The organism is Devosia sp. FKR38 (genome assembly GCF_005222805.1).
Taxonomy (GTDB): Bacteria; Pseudomonadota; Alphaproteobacteria; order Rhizobiales; family Devosiaceae; genus Devosia.
On record NZ_STGC01000005.1, the window covers coordinates 1,890,012 to 1,911,065 of the forward strand.

Annotated in this window: 19 protein-coding genes, 1 other RNA gene and 1 riboswitch; of the genes, 3 read left to right on the forward strand and 17 right to left on the reverse strand. The window is 65.3% G+C overall.

Annotation, left to right across the window (positions count from 1 at the left end):
* The first annotated feature begins 138 nt into the window (after positions 1–138).
* The 3 genes from E8M79_RS14120 to E8M79_RS14130 all read left to right on the forward strand — a co-directional run bounded on the left by E8M79_RS14120 (position 139) and on the right by E8M79_RS14130 (position 2,355).
* The gene (locus E8M79_RS14120; RefSeq protein WP_137152511.1) at positions 139–939 is read left to right on the forward strand and encodes a nucleotidyltransferase domain-containing protein; all 801 of its coding nucleotides are present in this window, start codon (positions 139–141) and stop codon (positions 937–939) included.
* A gap of 36 nt (positions 940–975) precedes the next feature.
* Entirely contained in the window at positions 976–1,602 is a 627-nt protein-coding gene (locus tag E8M79_RS14125) for a LysE family translocator (RefSeq protein ID WP_137152512.1), read from the forward strand.
* A gap of 153 nt (positions 1,603–1,755) precedes the next feature.
* Positions 1,756–1,836, forward strand: a riboswitch (ZMP/ZTP riboswitch).
* Between the two features lie 15 nt (positions 1,837–1,851).
* On the forward strand, positions 1,852–2,355 hold the full coding sequence (locus E8M79_RS14130) for a protein tyrosine phosphatase family protein (protein WP_137152513.1): 504 nt from the start codon (positions 1,852–1,854) through the stop codon (positions 2,353–2,355).
* Between the two features lie 12 nt (positions 2,356–2,367).
* On the opposite strand, the gene ftsA is transcribed toward E8M79_RS14130, so the two are convergent.
* The 17 genes from ftsA to metF form a co-directional block, all read right to left on the reverse strand.
* A complete protein-coding gene (gene ftsA, locus E8M79_RS14135) occupies positions 2,368–3,681 on the reverse strand; it encodes a cell division protein FtsA (protein ID WP_137152514.1) in 1,314 nt (437 codons plus the stop codon).
* Positions 3,678–4,574 carry an FtsQ-type POTRA domain-containing protein gene (locus tag E8M79_RS14140; protein ID WP_137152515.1) on the reverse strand — a complete coding sequence of 299 codons (897 nt, stop codon included), beginning with the start codon at positions 4,572–4,574 and terminating at the stop codon, positions 3,678–3,680. The genes ftsA and E8M79_RS14140 overlap by 4 nt, the downstream gene beginning before the upstream one ends.
* A complete protein-coding gene (locus E8M79_RS14145) occupies positions 4,562–5,482 on the reverse strand; it encodes a D-alanine--D-alanine ligase (protein ID WP_137152516.1) in 921 nt (306 codons plus the stop codon). Before E8M79_RS14145 ends, E8M79_RS14140 begins: the two co-directional genes overlap by 13 nt.
* A gap of 37 nt (positions 5,483–5,519) precedes the next feature.
* The gene (gene murB, locus E8M79_RS14150; protein ID WP_137152517.1) at positions 5,520–6,497 is read right to left on the reverse strand and encodes a UDP-N-acetylmuramate dehydrogenase; all 978 of its coding nucleotides are present in this window, start codon (positions 6,495–6,497) and stop codon (positions 5,520–5,522) included.
* Positions 6,494–7,912 (reverse strand): UDP-N-acetylmuramate--L-alanine ligase, encoded by a 1,419-nt coding sequence (gene murC, locus E8M79_RS14155; RefSeq protein WP_137152518.1) that lies wholly within the window; start codon positions 7,910–7,912, stop codon positions 6,494–6,496. The genes murB and murC overlap by 4 nt, the downstream gene beginning before the upstream one ends.
* Positions 7,913–7,936: 24 nt before the next feature.
* The gene (murG, locus tag E8M79_RS14160; RefSeq protein WP_137152519.1) at positions 7,937–9,019 is read right to left on the reverse strand and encodes an undecaprenyldiphospho-muramoylpentapeptide beta-N-acetylglucosaminyltransferase; all 1,083 of its coding nucleotides are present in this window, start codon (positions 9,017–9,019) and stop codon (positions 7,937–7,939) included.
* Positions 9,016–10,185: a putative peptidoglycan glycosyltransferase FtsW gene (locus tag E8M79_RS14165; protein WP_137153382.1), complete on the reverse strand. Its 1,170-nt coding sequence runs from the start codon at positions 10,183–10,185 to the stop codon at positions 9,016–9,018. Before E8M79_RS14165 ends, murG begins: the two co-directional genes overlap by 4 nt.
* Positions 10,186–10,309: 124 nt before the next feature.
* The gene (gene mraY, locus E8M79_RS14170; protein ID WP_137152520.1) at positions 10,310–11,395 is read right to left on the reverse strand and encodes a phospho-N-acetylmuramoyl-pentapeptide-transferase; all 1,086 of its coding nucleotides are present in this window, start codon (positions 11,393–11,395) and stop codon (positions 10,310–10,312) included.
* Between the two features lie 27 nt (positions 11,396–11,422).
* Positions 11,423–12,814, reverse strand: a complete 1,392-nt coding sequence (murF, locus tag E8M79_RS14175; protein ID WP_137152521.1) for a UDP-N-acetylmuramoyl-tripeptide--D-alanyl-D-alanine ligase — start codon at positions 12,812–12,814, stop codon at positions 11,423–11,425.
* 159 nt (positions 12,815–12,973) lie between these two features.
* Positions 12,974–14,416: a UDP-N-acetylmuramoyl-L-alanyl-D-glutamate--2,6-diaminopimelate ligase gene (locus E8M79_RS14180; RefSeq protein WP_248305001.1), complete on the reverse strand. Its 1,443-nt coding sequence runs from the start codon at positions 14,414–14,416 to the stop codon at positions 12,974–12,976.
* A 19-nt stretch (positions 14,417–14,435) separates the two neighbouring features.
* The gene (locus E8M79_RS14185) at positions 14,436–16,178 is read right to left on the reverse strand and encodes a penicillin-binding protein 2 (protein WP_137152522.1); all 1,743 of its coding nucleotides are present in this window, start codon (positions 16,176–16,178) and stop codon (positions 14,436–14,438) included.
* Entirely contained in the window at positions 16,178–16,561 is a 384-nt protein-coding gene (locus E8M79_RS14190; RefSeq protein WP_137152523.1) for a hypothetical protein, read from the reverse strand. Before E8M79_RS14190 ends, E8M79_RS14185 begins: the two co-directional genes overlap by 1 nt.
* Complete coding sequence (gene rsmH, locus E8M79_RS14195) at positions 16,558–17,559, reverse strand: 16S rRNA (cytosine(1402)-N(4))-methyltransferase RsmH (RefSeq protein WP_171015863.1); 1,002 nt, start codon at positions 17,557–17,559, stop codon at positions 16,558–16,560. Before rsmH ends, E8M79_RS14190 begins: the two co-directional genes overlap by 4 nt.
* Positions 17,560–17,740: 181 nt before the next feature.
* An RNA gene (gene rnpB / locus E8M79_RS14200) (RNase P RNA component class A) lies at positions 17,741–18,132 on the reverse strand.
* A gap of 33 nt (positions 18,133–18,165) precedes the next feature.
* Entirely contained in the window at positions 18,166–18,906 is a 741-nt protein-coding gene (locus E8M79_RS14205) for a molecular chaperone DjiA (protein ID WP_248305002.1), read from the reverse strand.
* A 124-nt stretch (positions 18,907–19,030) separates the two neighbouring features.
* Positions 19,031–19,873 carry a hypothetical protein gene (locus E8M79_RS18420; RefSeq protein WP_171015864.1) on the reverse strand — a complete coding sequence of 281 codons (843 nt, stop codon included), beginning with the start codon at positions 19,871–19,873 and terminating at the stop codon, positions 19,031–19,033.
* Between the two features lie 275 nt (positions 19,874–20,148).
* The gene (metF, locus tag E8M79_RS14220; protein ID WP_137152526.1) at positions 20,149–21,048 is read right to left on the reverse strand and encodes a methylenetetrahydrofolate reductase [NAD(P)H]; all 900 of its coding nucleotides are present in this window, start codon (positions 21,046–21,048) and stop codon (positions 20,149–20,151) included.
* Between the last annotated feature and the right edge of the window lie 6 nt (positions 21,049–21,054).

Genomic DNA, 21,054 nt, shown 5'->3' on the forward strand with positions numbered 1-21,054 from the left:
GTCCGGCCAGCCGGGTGCTGAACTCGCTGCACCGGCCCTCCATGGCCTCGACACGGTGGACCACGACCAATGACGGCCTTGGCCCAATCGCCAGATCATGGTCTGCTCTCACCGGAAAAATCCTTTGGGGAGGCGAAGTTGGAGAGCTCGGCATTCATTGAGGCTATTACCGCAGGGCTGGCTGATGACACCCGCGTACGCGGCCTGTTTCTCGGCGGCAGCCTGGGGCGTGGCACGGCCGACGCCTGGAGCGACGTCGATTTCGTCATCACCGCCGCTCCGCAGGACCAGGCGGACGTCGCCACCGCCTGGCGGGCGCTGCTGCCATCCATCACCTCAATCGTCTTCTGGAACCAGATGGATGGCGAGCGCCTGGTGATCAACGCCATCACCGCGGACTGGTTGCGCTGCGATGTCGCCATCCAGCCGGCGCACACCCTGCTCTCCCGCGCCAAGGACCGGCTCAAGCCGCTGCTCGACCGCGACAGCCTCTATGCCACCCTGCCCGACGCCATGCCGCCCAAGGCGCCCAACCCGGGCTATGTCCGCTATGTGATCCACGAGTTCATCCGCATGCTGGGGCTGATGCCGGTGGTCGTTGGCCGCAGTGAACTGGTGACCATGGCCCTGGGCCTCGGCATGATGCGCGACCATATGGCGGGGCTGATGATGCAGTCAGTGACCGATCCCGATCCGGGCGGCATTCTGCATCAATCCAAGGTGCTGCCGCCTGCGGACATGGCGGTGCTGCGCGCCCTGCCCTATCCGCCGCTCGAACAGGCCGCGCTGATCGACGCCAATCTCGCCATCGCCCGCCAATTCATGCCCCGCGCCCGGGCGCTGGCGCAGCAGTTGGACATCCCATGGCCAGACGATTTCGAGGCCGCGACGCGCCGTCACCTCAATGCGACGCTGGGGCCAGACGCCACCGCGTGGTAGACCTGTGCCTGACCACAGCTCATGGAGATTGAGCCAATGCTACATGCCTTCTTCCTGGCCTGGCTTGGTGTTGCCCTGGCGCAGATCTCACCCGGGCCCAATATGATGGCCGTTATTGCGGTCGCGCTGGGCCAGGGCCGGCGCCACGCACTATTGGTCGCCTTGGGCATCGCGAGCGGCTCGCTGATCTGGGCCGCCGCTGTCGCCCTCGGTCTGGGCGCCCTGTTCAGCACGGTGCCGGTGACGCTGACTGTGCTCAAGCTGGTGGGCGGGCTCTACCTGCTGTTCATCGCCGCCAAGGCCCTGCGCACGCTGCTGACCAGCAGCACAACCAATGTCGTGCCCTCGCTCGCGCCACTGTCGCCCCTGGGCGCCTGGCGCCGCGGCACGCTCGTGGTGCTGACCAACCCCAAGGCGGCGTTGATGTGGTCCGCCATTGCCACCTTCCTGTTCGGGGCCGGGCTGGGCAATCTGCAGGTGCTCGCCTTCGGGCCAGTGGTGGCTGTCTCGGCGCTGGTGATCTATGGCGGCTATGGCCTGGTCTTTTCCACCGGCACGGCAACGCGTGCCTATGCGCGGTTCTGGCGGATCACCGAGGCCGTTTTCGGCGCCGCCTTTGCGGCGCTGGGCGTCACCCTGCTGGTGTCGGCAACCGGACGCTAGCGCCTAAAAGCTCGTGCGCAGCCAATTGCCGACGCGGTGGAAATAGCCGTCCGTGCCGGTCAGCGGCGATGCCCTTGCTGAGTACGCGGGACACCTTTGCCGCGCCATCAGCAGGCTACCCCATTGACCTTTTCTAGTATCAGGCAAAGATAGTTCTATCCGTGCAACTGACGCTTTCAGGTGGAGCACCACCGGGGAGCACGGTGGTCAATGCCGCGCGTCTGGGCATCTTCTCAAGGAGGACATGCCATGACAAATAGCGACACGTTGTTTGCTGCCGGCGGAGACCCGGTGGAGATCCTGAACTGGCGACGGGTAACGCCGCGCCTGACGACTTCCGGTCAGCCCACTGAAGCACAATTGCATCGCCTCAAGGCACTCGGGGTAACCCAGGTCATCAACCTGGGCCTCCACACCCACGAGAAGGCGCTACCAAATGAACCAGGCTCGCTTGCCGCCTTGGGCATCGTTTACACGCATATTCCCGTTGAGTTCACGGCCCCGAGTGACGTGGACTTCGAGCGTTACTGTGCTGTGATGGCCGAGGCAGCCAACGAGGTCATCCATGTGCATTGTATCTACAATGCCCGTGTGAGCGCCTTTGTCTATCGTCAGTTCCGCGACCGACCCGACAAGGCACGATCAGCAGCGATCATGGAGAGCATCTGGCGCCCGGGCGGTGTCTGGGCACGGTTCATCGGCAATAATGCGGACGCGGCGCTTCCAGACCGCTATGCCGGCCGGGACTACTGAGACGCAAATGGCCTAAAAGCTCGAGCGCAGCCAGTTGCCGACGCGGTGGAAATAGCCGTCCGTGCCGGTCAGCTTGCGGCTGCCGCGCGGCTCGGAATATTCCTTGGCGCAGACCTGCGGATAGATCAGCATGCCGGCCACCGTGGCAAAGGCGGCGCCCTTGGCGATCTCGGGCAGGCCGGCGATGCCCATCGGGCGGCCATTGCGCACATTGCGCGCCAGCGTGCGCCGCGCCACTTCCGGCAGGCCTGTCATTTCGCTGGCGCCACCCGTCAGTACGAAGCGGCGGCCACACACATCCATCATGCCAGTCGCCTGCATGCGGTCGCGAATGGCAGTAAGGATTTCCTCGATGCGCGGACGCATGATGCGGGTCAGCACCGAACGGGCCACCTGCCCCGGCGCCTCGTCGTGGCTGGCGCCAACCGGCTGGATCGGGATCAGGTCGCGTTCGTCGGCCTGGCCAGGCAGCACCGAGCCATAAAGCGTCTTGAGGCGCTCGGCATCGGCCACGCTCACCGAGAGCTGGCGGGCAATGTCCAGCGTCAGGTGATGGCCGCCAATGGCGATGGCATCCGCATAGACCAGATGGCCTTCGTTGAAGACCGAAACCGTGGTGGTGGCGCCGCCAAAATCGATGCAGGCCACGCCCAGCTTGGCTTCGTCGTCGACCAGCGTCGCCAGGCCCGAGGCATAGGGGGTGGCGATCAGCGCCTCGATCTGCAGATGGCAGCGATGCAGCACCAGTTCGAGATTGCGCATGGCCAGGGTCTCCGAGCTGACCACAGCCACATCGACACTGAGCTTGTCGCCCACCATGCCCTTGGGGTCGCGGATGCCCTTCTGCCCATCAATGGCATAGCCGATCGGCAGCGCATGGATGATCGAGCGTTCCGGGCGCACCGAGCGCTCGTTGACGGCGCGCAGCACGCGATGGATATCGGCCTTTTCGACCTCCTGCCCGTCCAGCGACACCGCGGCCGAGAAGGTCTCCGAGCCCAGCCGGCCAGCCGTCACATTGACGATCACCGATTCCAGTGTCAGCCCGGCGGCGCGCTCGGCCATGCCCACCACGGCACGGATGGTGTGCTCGGCCTTTTCGATATCGGTGACAACGCCGCTCTTGACGCCTGACGAGGGGCCATAGCCAAAGCCGATGACCTCGGCGCGATGCGAACGGCCCTTGAGCGCGGTGCCTTCGGCGCGCGGCGTCAGGCGGGCGATCACGCAGCAGACCTTGGTCGAGCCGATGTCGAGCACCGCCACCAGCGTGGTCTTGCCGGGTTGCACGGGACGCAGCCGCGAGGTCATGGCATCGGTCATCATGGCTTTTTGGTTTCTTGGTCGGAAGTGTCTTCGTCGGACGTGTTGGGCCGCACGGCCACCAGGCTGGGCACGCGCAGGTCGATGACGCTGAGGTCGCGGTCGAGCAGCTGGTAGCTGTCCTGATAGGTCACCAGGTGCCGCAGCGCCCCGGCCACGCCCAGCTCGGGCAACTGCACGCGCAGGCCCGTATCATAGATCAGGTCCCAGCGGCGGTCGGCGATGCGCGACAGCGCCACCAGCCCGTCCTTGAGTGTGGGATATTGGTCGAGCGCCCGGATCATCACCAGCGCATCATCATTGGCGCCATCGCCCACCACCAGCGGCAGGTCGCCATAAGCGCCCTTGTCCTCGCCGATCTGCTCGCCGCTGGCATCGACCACAAAGGTGATGCCATCGATGCGCCAGCGCGCCACGGGCAGCTTTTCGGTGACCGTCACCACCAGGCCATCGGGATAGGTCTTGCGGATATTGACCGTCTCGATCGCCGGCAGCGCCGCAATGCGCTGGCGCGCCGCTTCGATGTCGAAGCCGACGCTGGAGGTCTGCGGCTCGACGCCGAGCGCGTCGAAAATGGCCTGTTCGCTGGTCAGCGTCTGGCCGGTGATGGATATCTCGCCAATGGCAAAGCCGGCGGCAGCAAAGCGCGACTGCGCCAGCTCGCCCAGGCTGCTGGCGCCCAATTGGATGGGTTCGCGCAGTTCATAGAGTGCGGTTGCGCCCACCAGCAGCGCCACGGCCAGCATGGTGCGGGTCAGGCCCTTGCGATGCAGCACCCAGGCACGGCCGACATTGTTGGCGATGCGACGACGGGGGGAGCGGACAGGAACAGGCAGGGTCCGGGGGTCATAGACCCGCGCACCAGCGAGAAAGGCCTCGCTCTTTACCTGTTGCAACTCGCGTCCTCCACCATCCAGGAAACCAGCTCTTCGAAGGAATGCCCGGCATGCAGAGCCTGCTCGGGCACCAGCGATGTGGCGGTCATGCCTGGCTGGGTGTTGATTTCCAGGCAGACCAGTTCGCCATCGGGGCCGGCTGCGTCGTTGTAGCGGAAGTCACACCGCGTCACGCCTCGGCAGCCGATCGCCGCATGGGCGGCTAGGCTTAGCTTTTGCACTTTGTCGTAAATTTTCGGTTGCAGCTGCGCCGGAATAATGTGCGTTGAGCCGCCTTTGGCATATTTGGCGTCGTAGCTGTAGAAGGCCAGGTCGGTGACGATTTCGGTGACGCCCAGCGCCACATCGCCCATCACCGCGCAGGTCAGCTCGCGCCCCGGAATATAGCGCTCGACCATCACGTCCTCGCCCGAATTCCACTCGGCACTGAGCACTTCCTGCGGCGGCCGATTGGCGCCCTGGCGCACGATATGCACGCCAAAGCTCGAGCCATCGGCAATCGGCTTGATCACATAGGGTGGCGCCATCACATGCCCGGCCCCGGCCTCGCTGCGCGGCACGATCACATGGTCGGTCACCGGCACGCCGGCGGCCTTCATCACGATCTTGGCCTGGTGCTTGTCCATGGCCAGCGCCGAGGCCAGCACGCCCGAATGCGTATAGGGAATGGCCAGCAGCTCCAGCACGCCCTGCATCATGCCGCTCTCGCCAAACGGGCCATGCAGCGCATTGAAGGCCACATCGGGCTTGAGCGCGGTCAGCACATTGGCGATATCGCGGCCCACATCGACTTCGGTCACCTTGTAGCCAGCATTGCGCAGTGCCTGCGAACACTCCCGGCCCGAATTGAGCGACACTGGCCGCTCATTGGACCAGCCACCCATCAAAACGGCGACATGCTTGCTCATGGCTGGGTCCTATCATTGGTAACGAGAGAGGCGGCCATCACACCGCCCCCGTGAACACAGCGCCATCAAGGAACTCGCGCACCTCCTGGCCCGGCAGGAAATGGCCCATGCGGCGGATTTCCCAGCTCAGGGAAATGCCCGAATGGGCCCGCACGCGGTTGCGCACGGTCTCGCCCAGCGTCTCGATGTCATGGGCCGTTGCGTCCTCGACATTGAGCAGGAAATTGGCATGCAGCTCGCTCATCTGGGCGCCGCCGACCCGCAGGCCACGGCAGCCCGCCGCGTCGATCAGCTTCCAGCTCGAATGACCATCGGGATTCTTGAAGGTCGAGCCGCCCGTCTTGGCCTTGGTGGGCTGGCTGGCCTCGCGCTTTTCGGTGATTTCGCGCATCCGGTTGAGGATTTCGTCGCGGTCGCCGGCAAAGCCCTGGTACACCGCCGAGGTGAACACCGCGCCGCGCGGCCCGTTGGACTTGCGATAGAGATAGCCCATGTCGGCATTGCTCAGGGTAATGATCTCGCCCTGCCGGGTCACCGCGCGCAGCTCGACCATGCGGTCGCGCGTCTCGGTGCCATAGCAGCCCGCGTTCATATAGAGCGCGCCGCCGATGCCGCCCGGAATGCCGCGATAAAAGGTCAGCCCGTCAATGCCGGCTTCCGCCGCAGCAGTGGCCACCTTGACGTCGGGCAGCGAGGTGCCCACCCGGATCTTGTGATCGTCCAGCACCTCGATCTGGCCAAAGGCCTTGCCCGAGAGGCGGATGACAACGCCATCGATGCCGCCGTCGCGGATCAACAGGTTCGAGCCCAGCCCGATCACCGTCACGCGGATCTCGGCCGGCAAATGCTTGAGGAAATAGGCCAGGTCGGCCTCGTCGGCCGGCGTGAAGAACAATTGCGCCGGCCCGCCGACGCGGAACCAGGTCACTTCGCTCAGCAGCTGGTTGGGGATCAGGCGACCACGCACCTCACCGATCCAACTGGCAAACTGCGGCAGCAGGTCGGGATAGCTCATTTGGGCTCCTCCCCGATCAGCGCGCCCAGCTCGGCCGGCAGCGCCGCCGCCCATTGGGTGATATTGCCCGCGCCCAGGCACACTACATAATCGCCATCGGCGGCACGCTCGGCGATCATCGCGGCGAGATCCTCCGGCCCGGCCAGCACGCGGGCGTCACGATGGCCGCGGGCGCGGATGCGGTTGACCAGCTCTTCATGCGTCACGCCGGCAATCGGCTGCTCACCGGCGGCATAGACCGGCGCCACGATGACCGTGTCGGCATCGTTGAAACAGGCCGAGAAATCGTCGAACAGATCATGGAGGCGGCTGAAGCGGTGCGGCTGCACCACCGCAATCACATCGCGCCGTGTGGACTGCCGCGCCGCCCGCAGCACAGCGGCGATTTCCACCGGGTGATGGCCATAGTCGTCGATGACGGTGATGCCACCGACGACGCCCGTGCGGGTGAAGCGGCGCTTGACGCCAGTAAAACCCTTGAGCCCCTTGCGGATCGCCTCGGCCGGCACATGCAACTGGTCGGCCACGGCAATGGCGGCGGTGGCATTGAGCGCATTGTGCACGCCCGGCATGGGCAGCTCCAGCCCGTCGATGCGCAGCTGCGTCATGCGGATACGGTCGCGGATTTCCACCGAGAAATGGCTGACACCATCGATGGTCTCGAGATCGACCAGACGCACATCGGCCTGCGGATTGCGCCCATAGGTGATGACGCGGCGGTCCTTGATCTCGCCCACCAGCGCCTGCACTTCGGGATGGTCCAGGCACATCACGGCAAAGCCATAGAAGGGCACATTCTCCACGAACTGGTGGAAGGCCTTCTTCACCCCTTCGAAATCGCCATAATGGTCGAGATGCTCGGGGTCGATATTGGTCACCACGGCCACGTCAGCGGGCAGCTTGACGAAGGTGCCGTCGCTCTCGTCGGCCTCAACCACCATCCACTCGCCGCCGCCCAGCCGGGCATTGGTGCCATAGGCATTGATGATGCCGCCGTTGATCACGGTCGGGTCGAGATTGCCCGCGTCCAGCAGCGTCGCCACCAGCGTCGTCGTGGTGGTCTTGCCATGCGTGCCACCAATGGCAATGGCGGTCTTGAAGCGCATGATCTCGGCCAGCATTTCGGCGCGCCGCACGATGGGCAGCGCCTTGGCGCGGGCCGCCACCAACTCGGGATTGTCCTTCTTGATGGCCGAGGACACCACCACCACCTCGGCCTGGCCGAGATTGTCCCCGCTCTGGCCGATGGCCACCTTGATGCCCATGTCGCGCAGGCGCTGCACATTGGGGTTCAGCGAAGCGTCCGAGCCCTGCACCGTATAGCCCTGGTTATGCAGGATTTCAGCGATGCCGCTCATGCCAATGCCACCGATGCCGATGAAATGGACGGGGCCGATATTGCGGGGCATCTTCATAGCGCAGTTTCCATGCTGTTTGGCTCAGGCGAGGCGTTCGGCGGCGTCGGCCAGCTTCTCGACGGCGCGAGGCTGGCCCAATGCGCGCGCCGCAGCGGCTGCCTTGGGCAGAATTGCCGGATCGGTTAACAGGTTCGTGAGCCGAGTGCCAAGCGATTGCGGTGAAAGCGTGGCCTGCTCGGCCACCCAGCCGCCCCCGGCCGTCTCCATCACCAGCGCATTGTTCTTCTGGTCGGCATCGATGGCGCCCGGCAGCGGCACCAGAATAGCGGGCCGTCCCAGCACGGTCAGCTCGGCAATGGTCGAGGCGCCCGACCGGCTGATCACCAGATGGGCCTGGGCAATGCGCTCGGGCAGATCGGCCACAAAGGTCGCCAGTTCGACATTGATCTTGGCCTGGCGATAGATTTCGGCAACGCTCTGCAGATCATCGGCACGGCACTGCTGCAACACCTGCAGCCGGCTGCGGATGGCCTCGGGCAGCAGCGTAACGGCCGGCGGCACGATTTCCGACAGTGCCTTGGCGCCCTGGCTGCCGCCAAACACCACCAGCCGGATCGGGCCGTCGCCATCGAGCTTGGGATAGGCCACACCCGAGGCGAGCCGCACCCGGTCGCGCACCGGATTGCCGGTCAGCACCTGCTCGACGCGCTTGCTGTCGGCAAATTTGGTGTTGGCAAAGCTCAGCGCCAAGAGGTCCGCAAAGGCGCACAGCGCCCGGTTGGCCCGACCCATCACCGCATTCTGCTCGTGCAATATCCCTGGAATACCCAGGAGGTTTGCGGCCAGGAACGGCGGAAAGGTCGGATAGCCACCAAAGGCGATCACGCAGTCGGGCCGGTTGCGCGCCAGCTTGTAGAAGGCCACGGCCACGCCGCGCAGAATGGTCAGCCCGCCGGCGACGAACTTGATCGGATTGCGCAGATTGGGCGTCGCCGACGGCACGATATGCACCGCCTTGGCCGGGAAATCCCCGCCATAGCTTTCCACGCGATGGTCGGTCATCAGCTCGACATGGTGGCCGCGCCGCACCAGTTCCTGCGCAAGGGCCATCGCCGGAAACAGATGACCGCCCGTGCCGCCGGCCAGAAGGGTGAACTTGCTCATTCTGCCGGCGCCAGCGGCGCAATGGCGCTCTTGTAGCTCGGCAGGCCCGTGGCCAGCCGCTCTTCCGGCTTGATGCGGGTGAAGGCCAGCATCAGCCCCATGCCGAAGGCCACCGCGATCATCGAGGTGCCGCCATAGGACACGAACGGCAGCGTCATGCCCTTGGGCGGAATGAGGTTGAGGTTCACCGCCAGATTAATGCCCGACTGCATGGCGAACTGGATCGCCAGCGTCGAGGCGGCCAGGCGGGCAAACAGGCTCGACTGCCGCTGCGCCCCGATCATGGCGCGGATGACGATAAAGGCAATCAGCGCCACCAGCACCATGCAGAACAGAATGCCGAATTCGCCGGCAGCGGCCGAGAACACATAGTCGGCATGGGCGTCGGGAATGAGCTTTTTGGCGATCGATTCACCTGGGCCGCGGCCGAACCAGCCGCCTTCGAGCAGCGACTGCAGCGCGCGGTCGATCTGATAGGTATTGCCGCCCCCGTCGGGGTTGAGGAAAGTATCGATGCGCCGCGACACATGCGGAAAGAACATATAGGCGCCAAACAGCAGCGCCCCGGCGGCCCCGGCCATGCCGAAGATGATGAACCAGGAAATCCCCGACAGGAACAGCAGCGTCGCCCAGGTGCCGGTCACCAGCGCCGTCTGCCCGATATCGGGCTGCAGCAGCAGGCCGGCTACGATCACCAGCATGATGCCCGTGGCCAGGATCTTGCCCGGCACATTGCGGTGGATCATCGATTCCGAGAACAGCCAGGCGCTGAGCACGGCAAAGGCCGGCTTGACGAATTCGGAGGGCTGCACCGACTGGCCGGCGAACGATACCCAACGGCGGGCGCCCTTGACCTCGGTGCCAAACTTCAGCGTGGCCCACAGCAGCGCAACGCTGACCACGAGCGTCACCAGCGTGGCAATGCGCGCCTGGCGATGGTTGAGCAGCGAGGTCACCAGCATCACCGGCAGCGCCAGGGCGCAGAACATGGCGTGGCGGATCACGAAATACCATTCGTTCAGCCCGATGCGCTCGGCCACCGGCGGGCTGGCGGCAAAGCTCAGCACCATGCCGCAGGTCATCAGCAGGATCAGCGCGCCCAGCAGCTCCCGGTCAATCGACCACCACCACTCCGCCAGGGGCGTTTTATCGGCACGGGAGAACATCATGGCAAAGCCGGGCTACTGGATACAAACTGCTGTAAATTGTAACAGGCCGTTGGTTACCGATTTGCCAATTGCTTTTGCGTTTTGCGAAAAGTGAGGATGGGCAACCCAGTTGCCCATCGCATCAGCGCAGCTTGAGGCTCGACAGGCCGATCAGCGCCAGCACGAAGCTGATGATCCAGAAGCGGATCACTACCTGGCTCTCGGTCCAGCCGAGATGCTCGAAATGGTGGTGGATCGGCGCCATGCGGAACACGCGCTTGCCGGTGAGCTTGAAGGACGCCACCTGGACGATCACCGAGACGGTTTCCAGCACGAAGAGGCCGCCGATGATGGCCAGCACGATTTCGTGCTTGGTGGCCACAGCGATGGTGCCCAGCGCGCCGCCCAGGGCGAGCGAGCCGGTGTCGCCCATAAAGATCTGCGCCGGCGGCGCGTTGAACCACAAAAAGCCCAGTCCCGCTCCGATCAGCGCGCCGCAAACCACCGCCAATTCGCCCGTGCCGGGCACATAGTTGAGCAGCAGATAGTCCGAGAAATTGACACTACCGACGAGGTACGCGATCAGCGCAAAGCACGCCGCCGCAACCATCACCGGCACAATGGCCAGGCCATCGAGGCCATCGGTGAGATTGACCGAATTGCCCGCGGCCATCACCACGAAGCCGCCGAACAGGATGTAGAAATAGCCCAGGTTGAAGGCCAGGTCCTTGACGAACGGGAACAGCATCGCATTGCTGTGCGGCCCGGCATTGAGCTGGGAAATCGCATAGGCGGCGACGGCCCCGATCAGCGCTTCGAGCAGCAGCCGCTGCTTGCTGCCAAAGCCCTTGTGGCTCATGCGCTTGACCTTGAGATAGTCGTCGTAAAAGCCGATGGCGCCAAAGCCCACCGTCACGAACAGCACCACCCAGACATAGCCATTGCTCAGATTGGCCCAGATCAGCGTCGAAAACACCGCGCCCGACAGGATCATCAGCCCGCCCATGGTGGGCGTGCCCTTCTTGGTCAGCAGGTGCCCCGCCGGACCGTCCTCACGGATCGGCTGGCCCTTGCCCTGCTTGAGGCGCAGCAGCGCAATCATGCCGGGGCCGAACAGGAACACGAAGAACAGCGCCGTGATCACCGCACCCGCCGTGCGGAAGGTGATATAGCGGAAAACGTTGAGCGCCGTCAGCGCGTCGCCCAACTGGCTGAGAAAATACAACATGGATAGGCGTGTCCTCGTTGGCTGGGGTCAGTTGCTGCCGAACTGCCCGCGGATCGTCTCGATCAGTCCTGCCAGCCCCACGCCGTTGGACCCTTTGACCATAACTGCGTCGCCATAGGCAAGGTCATTGCGCACGATCTCCGCCATCTCGCGCGCCGTGCCGGCATGGGCCGCCACCTGCCCCGCGCCCAGCGCCGCGGCCAGCGCCGCCATGGCCGGACCAACGAGATAAACCCGATCTGCCCCCGAAGCGCGCACCGCGTCGGCAAGGCTGGCATGCAGTTCGGCCGACTGTGGCCCCAGCTCGAGCATATCGCCCAGCACCACCATCTTGCGTCCGCCCGGCGCCACCTGCGCAGCAAACACCGCCAGCGCCGCCGTCATCGAGGCGGTATTGGCATTATAGCTTTCATCGATCAGCAAAAGGGGCTTGTCCTTAGGCCCCAGCAGCAATCGCTGCCCCCGCCCGGCCTGCGCGCCAAAGCCCGCCAGCGCCTGCAGCGCCACCGCGCGCTCGACCCCGGCAATATGGGCAACCGCCAGCGCCGCCGTGGCATTGGCCAGCATGTGCCGGCCCGGCACATTGAGCGCCAGGTCGAACCGCGCCGTGCCATGGCTGATGGTGGCGCGCGCCGTTTCGGCATCGCCGGTGATCGCACTGATGTGCCAGTCCGCCCCGGCGCTTTCGCCATAGGTGACAATATGAGCCACGCCCGCCGCCCGGGCTGCGTCGCGCAGCAGCTCGATCTGGCCGTGATCGGCATTGAGCACCGCCGTGCCGCCTGGCAGCAGGCCCTCGAAGATTTCCGCCTTGGCCCGGGCAATGCCCTCAAGACTGCCAAAGGCCTCGAAATGCGCTGGCGCAACGGTGGTGATGACGGCGATCTGCGGCCGCACCAATTGGCTGAGCGGCCGGATTTCGTCGGGCGCACTCATGCCCATTTCGAACACGCCGAACTCGGCCGCCTGCGGCAGCCGCGCCAGCATCAGCGGCACGCCCCAGTGATTGTTGAAGCTCTTGATCGAGGCATGGGTCGGCCCGGCCGCTTCCAGCACCACGCGGATGGCTTCCTTGGTGGTGGTCTTGCCCACGCTGCCGGTGACGCCAACTACAATGGCGCCGCTGCGCGCCCGCGCTGCCCTGGCCAGGTCGCGCAGGCCACCCAACGCGTCCTCGACCACGATGCGCCCCGGCCCTTCGCCCCGGCTCACCAAAGCCGCCGCCGCGCCATTGGCCAGCGCCGTGTCAACAAAATCATGCCCGTCGAAGCGGTCGCCCTTGATGGCGACAAACAGCGCATCGGGACCGAGCTCGCGCGAATCGATGGACACCGAATTGATCGGCAGCGCCGGATCAAGATCGCTCGTGCCGCCGGTCGCGGCCAGGATTTCGGCAAGGGTATAGAGGGGCTTGGTCATCAGACGTCTCTGCCTGCGCGATGCAGCACCGCCCCCGCGATGGGGGCAGCCGGGATAGGGTGACGTTCGGGTACAATATCCTGCACGCGCCGGCCACCCTCTTCATCCCGTCCCGCACGCGGGAGGGCGTCAGACCAGGTGCGCCAAACGCTCAAGCGACTATCCCTTGATGGCCTCCAGCACGACCTCATGGTCGCTGAAGTGCTGCTTGGTGGTCCCGATGATCTGGTAGTTCTCGTGGCCCTTGCCGGCCACCAGCAGAACATCACCCTTCTGCAGCGATTTTATGGCCGTGCGAATGGCCTCGCCGCGGTCGCCGATCTCCTTGGCGCCCTTGGCTTCCGCCAGGATCGCCGCGCGAATGCTCGCCGGATCCTCGGTGCGGGGGTTGTCGTCGGTCACGATGACATCGTCGGCCATGCGCTTGGCCACCGCGCCCATCATCGGGCGCTTGGCCTTGTCGCGGTCGCCACCGGCGCCGAACACCACCCGCAGCTTGTTCTTGGCATAGGGACGCAGCGAGGCCAGCGCCGATTCCAGCGCGCCCGGCTTGTGCGAATAGTCCACGAAAATGGCCGCGCCATTATGCTCGCCCACCAGCTCCAGCCGCCCCTTGGCGCCCTTGAGCTCGCTGAGGGCCGGGATGGCCACCGACTTGTCGACACCCGTCGACATGGCCAGCGCCGCCGCGATGATGGCATTGGACACCTGGAATTCGCCGGTCAGCGGCAGATGGAAGCTCATCTTCTCGCCCACATGGCGCACCACCACGCGCTGCCCATAGCCCTCCGGCTCGATCGAGAGCACTTCGATATAGGCACCCTCGCGGCCCACCGTCAGCAGCGTCGCGCCGGCGCTGAGCGCGGCGAACATGAAGGGCTCGTATTCGGGGTCATCGACATTGACCACCGCCGGACCGCTGTCGACCAGCAGGTCCGTGAACAGCCTCAGCTTGGCATTGCGGTATTCGTCCATGTCGGCGTGATAGTCGAGATGGTCGTGGCTGAGATTGGTGAAGGCCACCGCTTCAAAATGGATGCCGTCGAGGCGCCGCTGGTCGAGGCCATGGCTGGAGGCTTCCAGCGCCACATGGTCGATGCCCTGCGCCTTGAGCGCCCGCATCGACTGGTGCAACGTGCGCGAATCCGGGGTGGTCAGGCTCCCTTCGATCAGCCGGTTCGCCGTCTCCACGCCCAGCGTGCCGATGCTGGCGCCCGGAATGCCGGCATAGGTCCAGATCTGGCGCACAAACGATGCCACCGAGGTCTTGCCGCTGGTGCCGGTCACCGCCACGGTGATTTCCGGTTGCGGTTCATAGACGCGCGAGGCGGCCCGGGCATAGGCGGCCCGCACATCCTTGACGATCACCACCGGCACGCCCGGATCACCCACCGGAGCGGTGTCGCTGATAATGGCCAGAGCGCCGCGGCGCACCGCATCGGCGACAAACTGGTTGCCATGGGCGTTGGCGCCCGGCAGCGCGAAAAAGATATCGCCCGGCTCGATGCGGCGGCTGTCCGAATTCAGACCGAAGACCGCGCCCAGGCCCTTCTTGGGGCGGGCGCCGGAACCTTCAAGCAGTTGGGTTACGCTGAGGGACAAAGGGTCAAATCCTTCTGGATCAGTTGAAGTGCGAGCCGACGGGGCCGCCCTGCAGGGCAGGCGGGACTAGGCTTTCGTCAAGAAGCGGCGAAAAGTCTGGCGCAATGCCGAGCATCGGCGCGACGCGCTGCACGATGCGGCCCGTCACCGTGCCGGCATTCCAGCCTGCAGTGGTTCCGGACTGAGGATTTTCCGCCTTGGGTTCATCAACCATGATGACCATAGCATAGCGGGGATTTTCGAGCGGAAAAGCCGACCCGAAAAAGTTCGTGACCTTGTTGGACGAATAGCGGCCGTCCACGACCTTTTCGGCCGTGCCGGTCTTGCCGCCAACCCGAAAGCCGAGCGCCAACTTGTTCATCTGCGAACCCGAACCGCCCGCGCCAATGGCATTGAGGCGCATCAGGTAGCGGATGGCTTCACTGGTCTCTGGCTGGATAACGCGACGGTATAGCGGCTCGGCCTCCGCGACACTGCGCTTGTAGAGCGTGGGCGGAACATAATTGCCGCCGTTCACGAACGCCGCATAGGCCGTCAGCATGTGCAGCGGCGAGACCGACAGGCCGTGCCCGAACGACGCGGTGGCGGCACCAACATCGGAGAACGACTTTGGCACGGTCGGCAGCCGCATTTCCGGCAGCTCGAAAGGCACCCGGGCATCAAAGCCCACGCGGCTCAGGAAGGCGCGGAAATTATCCTTGCCCATGGCCTGCATCACATGGATCGTTCCGACGTTTGACGAGTATTTATAGACCTCTGGCAGCTTGAGGATACGATGCTTGCCATGGAAGTCTTCGATGGTGAAGCGCCCGAACCGAACGCCGAACCGGGCATCAAACTCATCGGTCAGCTTGACCGCACCACTGTCGATCGCGCCCGCCATCGTCACCGTCTTGAAGATCGAGCCGGGTTCGAAAATGCCCGCCGTGATGCGGTTGAAACTGTCCTTGACCAGCGCCGTCGCCGGCTCATTGGGGTTGAAGTCTGGGACGGAGGCCAGCGCGATGATCTCGCCGGTATGGATGTCCATCATCACGCCGGCCGCCGCGATGGCCTGATAGCGGGTCATCGCATCCACCAGCTGTTCGTGCATCACATGCTGCACGCGCATGTCCACGCTCAGCTCCACCGGCGCCAGCGCATTGCCACGCGCCAGGCCCAGGTCCTGCAGCAGGGCGATGTCCTCGCTGTCCATATGCTTTTCAATGCCGGCAATGCCGCGGTTGTCGATATTGGTCGAGCCCAGAATATGGCTGGCCTCGGTCATGCCCGGATAGAAGCGCTTGGATTCGGTGATGAAGTCGATGCCGGGAATGCCCAGCCGCATCACCTTCTCTTCAATGCTCGGCGACAGCTCGCGCTGCACCCACACAAAGCCCTGGTCGCCGCTGAGCCGCTCGCGCAGCCAGCTTTCGCTGAGATTGGGCAGCACGGTGCGCAGCTTGCGCACGGCCTCTTCGACATCGATGATGCGGCGCGGCTCGGCATAGAGCGAGGGCACGCGGATATCGACCGCCATTTCCAGCCCGTTGCGGTCCAGGATCGGCGGCCGCGTCGCGGTGATCACGTCGCGCGCCTGGCCTTCGATGGCGGAATCGGTCTCGGTCAGGCCCAGCTGCACCAGCCGCGCGCCCACCAGGCTAAAGCCGAGCAGGATCGCCAGCACCATCCAGCGGATACGGGCCTGGGTAAGATTGCCGCGCACCTTGCGCGCGCCGTCGAGCGCAATGGTGGCACTGAGCTGTTCTGCGGTCATCGCCATTACTCGATCCCCTCCAGGCTCAATATTGCGTCAATCGGATCAACGCCCGCTTCCAGCGACTGGAACAGCGAATCCATGGCCGCCGAATTGGGCTTGGCCGGCCGCATCGGCAGGTCAGCCAGGCTGCCGAACTGCTCCTGGCGCACCGGCTCGATGGCCAGCGCCAGCTGATGCCGCTTGACGATGGGCTCGATATGGCCGGGCTGGTTGAGCACCGCCTCATCGGCCTTGAGCAGCGAGATCTGCCCCTCCTGCTCATCGATCTGGGCAATCAGCGCCGTGCGCTGGCTGGCCGTGTTCTCGATGGAGAACTTGAGCGTATAGACGCCCGCCAGCATCACGATGGCACTGAAGATCAGGATGATGTTGAGATTGCGGATCATGATGCGTCCCGGATTCTGGGAACGCTGAGCCCCTCGGCGCTGACCGGGCGGGCGGGCGCGTCAGAGCGATGCGCCGCCCGCAGAATGGCCGAACGCGCCCGCGGATTGCGCGCCACTTCGCTGTCGCCGGCCTTGCGGGCCTTGGCCACATCCACCCAGCGGCGGGCTTCGCCCACCACCTGCGGCAGGTGACGCGACTGCGCCGGGCCGCCCTTGTCGGGGTCAAAGAAGCGTTTGACGATGCGGTCTTCCAGCGAATGGAATGCCACCACCGCCAGCGTGCCGCCTTCGCCCAGCAGGCGCTCGGCTGCGAACAGCGCTTCCACCAGCTGGTCGAACTCGGCATTGACGGCAATGCGCAGCGCCTGGAACGAGCGCGTCGCCGGATGCGCATCGCCCGGCTTGCGGCCGATGGCCTTTTCGATGATGCGGGCCAGCTCGATCGTCGTGGCAATCGGCGCGGTCTCGCGCGCCGCCACGATGAACTGGGCAATGCGGCGCGATTTACGTTCTTCGCCAAAGGCATAGAGCAGATTGGCCAGCTGCTCGGCCTCCAGCCCATTGACCAGATCGGCGGCGCTTTCGCCCTTCCCGCTCATGCGCATATCGAGCGGTCCCTCGCGCATGAAGGAAAAGCCGCGCTCGGCCTGGTCGAGCTGCATGGACGACACGCCGATATCGAGCACCACGCCATCGATCGGCCCAAGCGGGGCCGCCAGCGTGTCGAGTTCGGAGAACGTGCTGGGCACAAAGGTGAAGCGGCCGTCGAATTCGGCGCTCAGCGCATCGGCAAAGGGTTTCACGCTCGGGTCGCGGTCAATGGCCACCACCATGGCCCCGGCCTCCAGCAGGGCCCGCGAATAGCCGCCAGCGCCGAATGTGCCGTCGACGATCCGCTTGCCGACCAGGGGCGACAGCGCCGCGATCACCTCATCGATCAGGACGGGGACATGCGGGCCGGCGTCGGGGCTGGTTTCGGGCATGGAACGCTTGCCCATTACATTGACTACTCCACTGCCGGCGCATGCTGCCGGTTAAACGCATCGTGGCAATCTGCCTCATGACGCTTAAGATTCTGTTTCCCATGGTGGTTTGCACAGCCCGATTTCCACTGGCGCCGCAGCTTTGCGAGTGCGCCTGAGCGCCCTGTGCGGGGGCGTGATGCGGGCTGGAAAGGTAAACGCCAGTTGACCTGTAAGCCGGGTTCTGTAGGGCCCGCGCCTTGCGGCGTGGACGTGGCGGCCATTCATCTGCGACGCCTGTTACCAGACGCCTCGTGCAACCAACCCGGATGATCTGGCCTCAAAACCGGCTGGAACCGAAGTTCCGCGTCATCCCTATTTGGTCTTGCTCCCGGTGGGGTTTACCGTGCGATCTCCATTGCTGGACACCCGGTGCGCTCTTACCGCACCCTTTCACCCTTACCCCGGCATGCCGGGGCGGTTTACTTTCTGTGGCACTTTCCCTGGGGTCGCCCCCGCCGGGCGTTATCCGGCACCGTGTTTCGATGGAGCCCGGACTTTCCTCCAGCAGCAGGTTACCCCACTGCCAGCGGCCACCCGGTCAACTGGCTGGCGTGGTGTAGAGAGGTATGTGGTGCGCCGTCAAGCGCCGGTCAGCAGCGGCTGCGCCACCGGCTTGGTCAGGGCCTGATAGGCCAGGTTGATCGACTTCATGCGCGCCGTGGCCACATCGATCAATTCTTCCGGCACGCCGCGGGCAATCAGCCGGTCCGGATGGTGCTCGGCCACCAAGAGGCGATAGACCCGCTTGACCTCATGCTCGGAGGCATCGGGCGACAGGCCCAGCACGGCATAGGGATCAACGCCGGCTTCCAGCCGCACATGGTGGCTGGCCATCTGCTCGAAGCGCACATCGTCAAAGCCAAAGATGTCGCTCACCGATTTGAGGTAGTCGAGCTCGGCCTCATGCACCATGCCGTCGGCTGTGGCGATGAAGAACAGGCTGTCCAGCACATGCTCGAGCGTCTCCGGGCTCGAGACGAAAAACCGCGCCACCTTGCGGGCATAGGCGTCGTAGCCGGCCACATCCTGCTTGGCCAGGTTGAACACCCGCACAACCTGGTCCTCATGGCCGGCGGCGATCTCCACCGTGGCGCGGAAGGCGCGCTCTTCGGATGCCGTCACCACGCCATCGGCCACCGCCATCTTGGCGGCAAGCGCAATCAGCGCCAGCGTGAACGCAGCGTCGCGGCCGCCGGGCAGCCAATTGTCGGGGTCCAGGGCGTTGACCAGCGAACCGGCAAGGCCTGTACGATGGCTGAACGAGCCGACGAAGTCGGACAGTTTCTGCCACATATCCATGTTCTCTTCAGGCTTGCGCATGCGTGGGGCCTCCGCAGCGCCTCTCAGGTCATCGCCCGGACTCAAACCACCCGCGCAATCAGCGGCCGCACGATAGACGCTGTTGTCGCCCCGGTCCAGCGCCGCGCCTCACACCTGCCCTGCGTTACTGGAAACCCCAGAAGCCCTGCGGCTCGGCGGGGCCGATCAGCCGGTCGCCATTGCGATTGGGCCCCTGGTCGAGGAAAAAGCCATCAGCATCATACTCGGCCGGCAGCGGCTTGGCCTGCTGGGCCTTGCCCTGCCGCTTGGCCAGGAACTCCGCGAGCGGACCGGTTTCCCAGTCATTCAAATCCTCGGCGGTCAGCTCGGCGGGCGGCAGCACCACCGGCTCCACTACCGTCTGCGTCGGCGTGGCAGCGGCCACCGGGCGCGGCCGCATCGACAGCGGCATGGGCATGGGCGCCGCCTGCTGCGGCCCGATCGAGCCGACCACCACCGGATCGCTCGCTGCGGCCGGCGGAGTCGTGACGGGCGCCGGTGCGACCGCGACCGGCTGCACAGGCACGGCGGCAGGCGCTGGCGCGCTGGTCACGGCCGGCTGGGGCGCCGTGCTGCCATCGGTAATATAGCTGGGCAGCTTGCGACCCGAATTGAGATAGGTGCTGACCACATCGCCATTGGCAGCAGCTGGCTGGCTTGGCTTTGCGGCCGCCTGGGCAGCGGGCGCGACAGGCGTCGCCGCCGGGGCAGCCACAGCCGGCTTGGCAACGGCAGCCGGGGCCACCGCAGCCACCTCGGTGGCAGCCGGACGCTGGCTCAGCGGCGCCGGCATCGGTGCAGTCTTGCTAGCGGGAACAGTGGCGGGCGCATCGACCATGGCCACCTGCGCCGGACGCGCAGTGCCGCCCATCAGCTGGCTCGACACCAGGTCGGCAGTGGGAATGGCAACCACGATCAGGGCTCCGGCCCAGGCCAGGCCATTGGTGACGCGGCGATCGATTTTCATGGCATTGGTCCCGTCTCGTTTGGCCGCTGCCGGCCCGCAAGGGTGGCAATCAGCCCGCTTTTCGTGGCCACAATGTGAAATCGGGGCGCTATGGCAGCCTGGACGCACCGGGCTGAACCCAGGCTGAACGACGCCCAAGAGGCCGCCGCCCGTCATGGGCCGCGGCCTGATGGCACCAGATCATGGTGAACGCAAGGTTAATTGCCCGCCGGCGCGATCACAAAGTGATCCCGTCCCGGCCCTGGCCAAGCCACACCCCGCCGCGACCGACCGCCTCAAACAGCCGGGCGACGGCCCAGGATGCGCGCCAGCGCCAGGGCCAGCGGCGAGCGGTTATGCGTATAGATGTGGAACTCGGTCACGCCCTCGTCGAGCAGTTCTGTCACCTGCTCGGCGGCAACGGCCGACGCCACCAGCGCATGGGTTTCCGGCTCCTCGTCGAGGCCCTCGAAACGCTCGGCCAGCCAGGCCGGGATCGAGGTGCCGCAGCGCGCGGCAAAGCTCGAAATCTGCTTGAAACTATGGACCGGCTGGATGCCCGGCACGATCGGCGCCGTGATCCCGGCCGCCCGCGCCCGCTCCAGATAGCGCAGATAGTCGCCATTGGAGAAGAACATCTGGGTGATGGCCCGGTTGGCGCCGGCATCGATCTTGCGCTTGAGATTGTCCATCTCGGTGGACCAGTCCGGGCTCTGCGGATGCTTTTCCGGATAGGCCGCCACGGAAATGTCGAAGTCGCCGATGCGGCGCAGGCCACCCACCAGGTCCGCGGCATTCTGATAGCCCTCGGGATGGGGCGTGAACGGCTGGCCCACGCCCTCCGGCGGATCGCCGCGCAGCGCCACGATGCGGTTGATCCCCGCCGCCTGATAGCCGCGCACCACCGCATCGACCTCGGCGCGGCTGGCGCCAACGCAGGTCAGATGCGCTGCCGCATCCACGCCCGTATCGGCCTTGATCGAGCTGACCATGCGCAGCGTGCGCTCGCGGGTCGTGCCGCCCGCGCCATAGGTCACCGAGACAAAGCGGGGCTTGAGCGGCGCCAGCTTGTGCACCGTGTCCCAGAATTTTTCTTCCATCGCATCGGTCTTGGGCGGGAAGAACTCGAAGGAAATCTCCAGGGCTGGCCGCTGGTCTGCGGTCTGCCGGCTGGCGCGTGCATTGTCATCAATCATGTCGGT

Coding starts and splice junctions, on each gene's coding strand:
- E8M79_RS14125 (WP_137152512.1), top strand. CDS start 976: ATGCTACATGCCTTCTTCCTGGCCTGGCTTGGTGTTGCCCTGGCGCAG.
- E8M79_RS14130 (WP_137152513.1), top strand. CDS start 1,852: ATGACAAATAGCGACACGTTGTTTGCTGCCGGCGGAGACCCGGTGGAG.
- ftsA (WP_137152514.1), bottom strand. CDS start 3,681: ATGATGACCGATGCCATGACCTCGCGGCTGCGTCCCGTGCAACCCGGC.
- E8M79_RS14145 (WP_137152516.1), bottom strand. CDS start 5,482: ATGAGCAAGCATGTCGCCGTTTTGATGGGTGGCTGGTCCAATGAGCGG.
- murB (WP_137152517.1), bottom strand. CDS start 6,497: ATGAGCTATCCCGACCTGCTGCCGCAGTTTGCCAGTTGGATCGGTGAG.
- murC (WP_137152518.1), bottom strand. CDS start 7,912: ATGAAGATGCCCCGCAATATCGGCCCCGTCCATTTCATCGGCATCGGT.
- murG (WP_137152519.1), bottom strand. CDS start 9,019: ATGAGCAAGTTCACCCTTCTGGCCGGCGGCACGGGCGGTCATCTGTTT.
- E8M79_RS14165 (WP_137153382.1), bottom strand. CDS start 10,185: ATGTTCTCCCGTGCCGATAAAACGCCCCTGGCGGAGTGGTGGTGGTCG.
- mraY (WP_137152520.1), bottom strand. CDS start 11,395: ATGTTGTATTTTCTCAGCCAGTTGGGCGACGCGCTGACGGCGCTCAAC.
- murF (WP_137152521.1), bottom strand. CDS start 12,814: ATGACCAAGCCCCTCTATACCCTTGCCGAAATCCTGGCCGCGACCGGC.
- E8M79_RS14185 (WP_137152522.1), bottom strand. CDS start 16,178: ATGGCGATGACCGCAGAACAGCTCAGTGCCACCATTGCGCTCGACGGC.
- E8M79_RS14190 (WP_137152523.1), bottom strand. CDS start 16,561: ATGATCCGCAATCTCAACATCATCCTGATCTTCAGTGCCATCGTGATG.
- rsmH (WP_171015863.1), bottom strand. CDS start 17,559: ATGGGCAAGCGTTCCATGCCCGAAACCAGCCCCGACGCCGGCCCGCAT.
- E8M79_RS14205 (WP_248305002.1), bottom strand. CDS start 18,906: ATGCGCAAGCCTGAAGAGAACATGGATATGTGGCAGAAACTGTCCGAC.
- E8M79_RS18420 (WP_171015864.1), bottom strand. CDS start 19,873: ATGAAAATCGATCGCCGCGTCACCAATGGCCTGGCCTGGGCCGGAGCC.
- metF (WP_137152526.1), bottom strand. CDS start 21,048: ATGATTGATGACAATGCACGCGCCAGCCGGCAGACCGCAGACCAGCGG.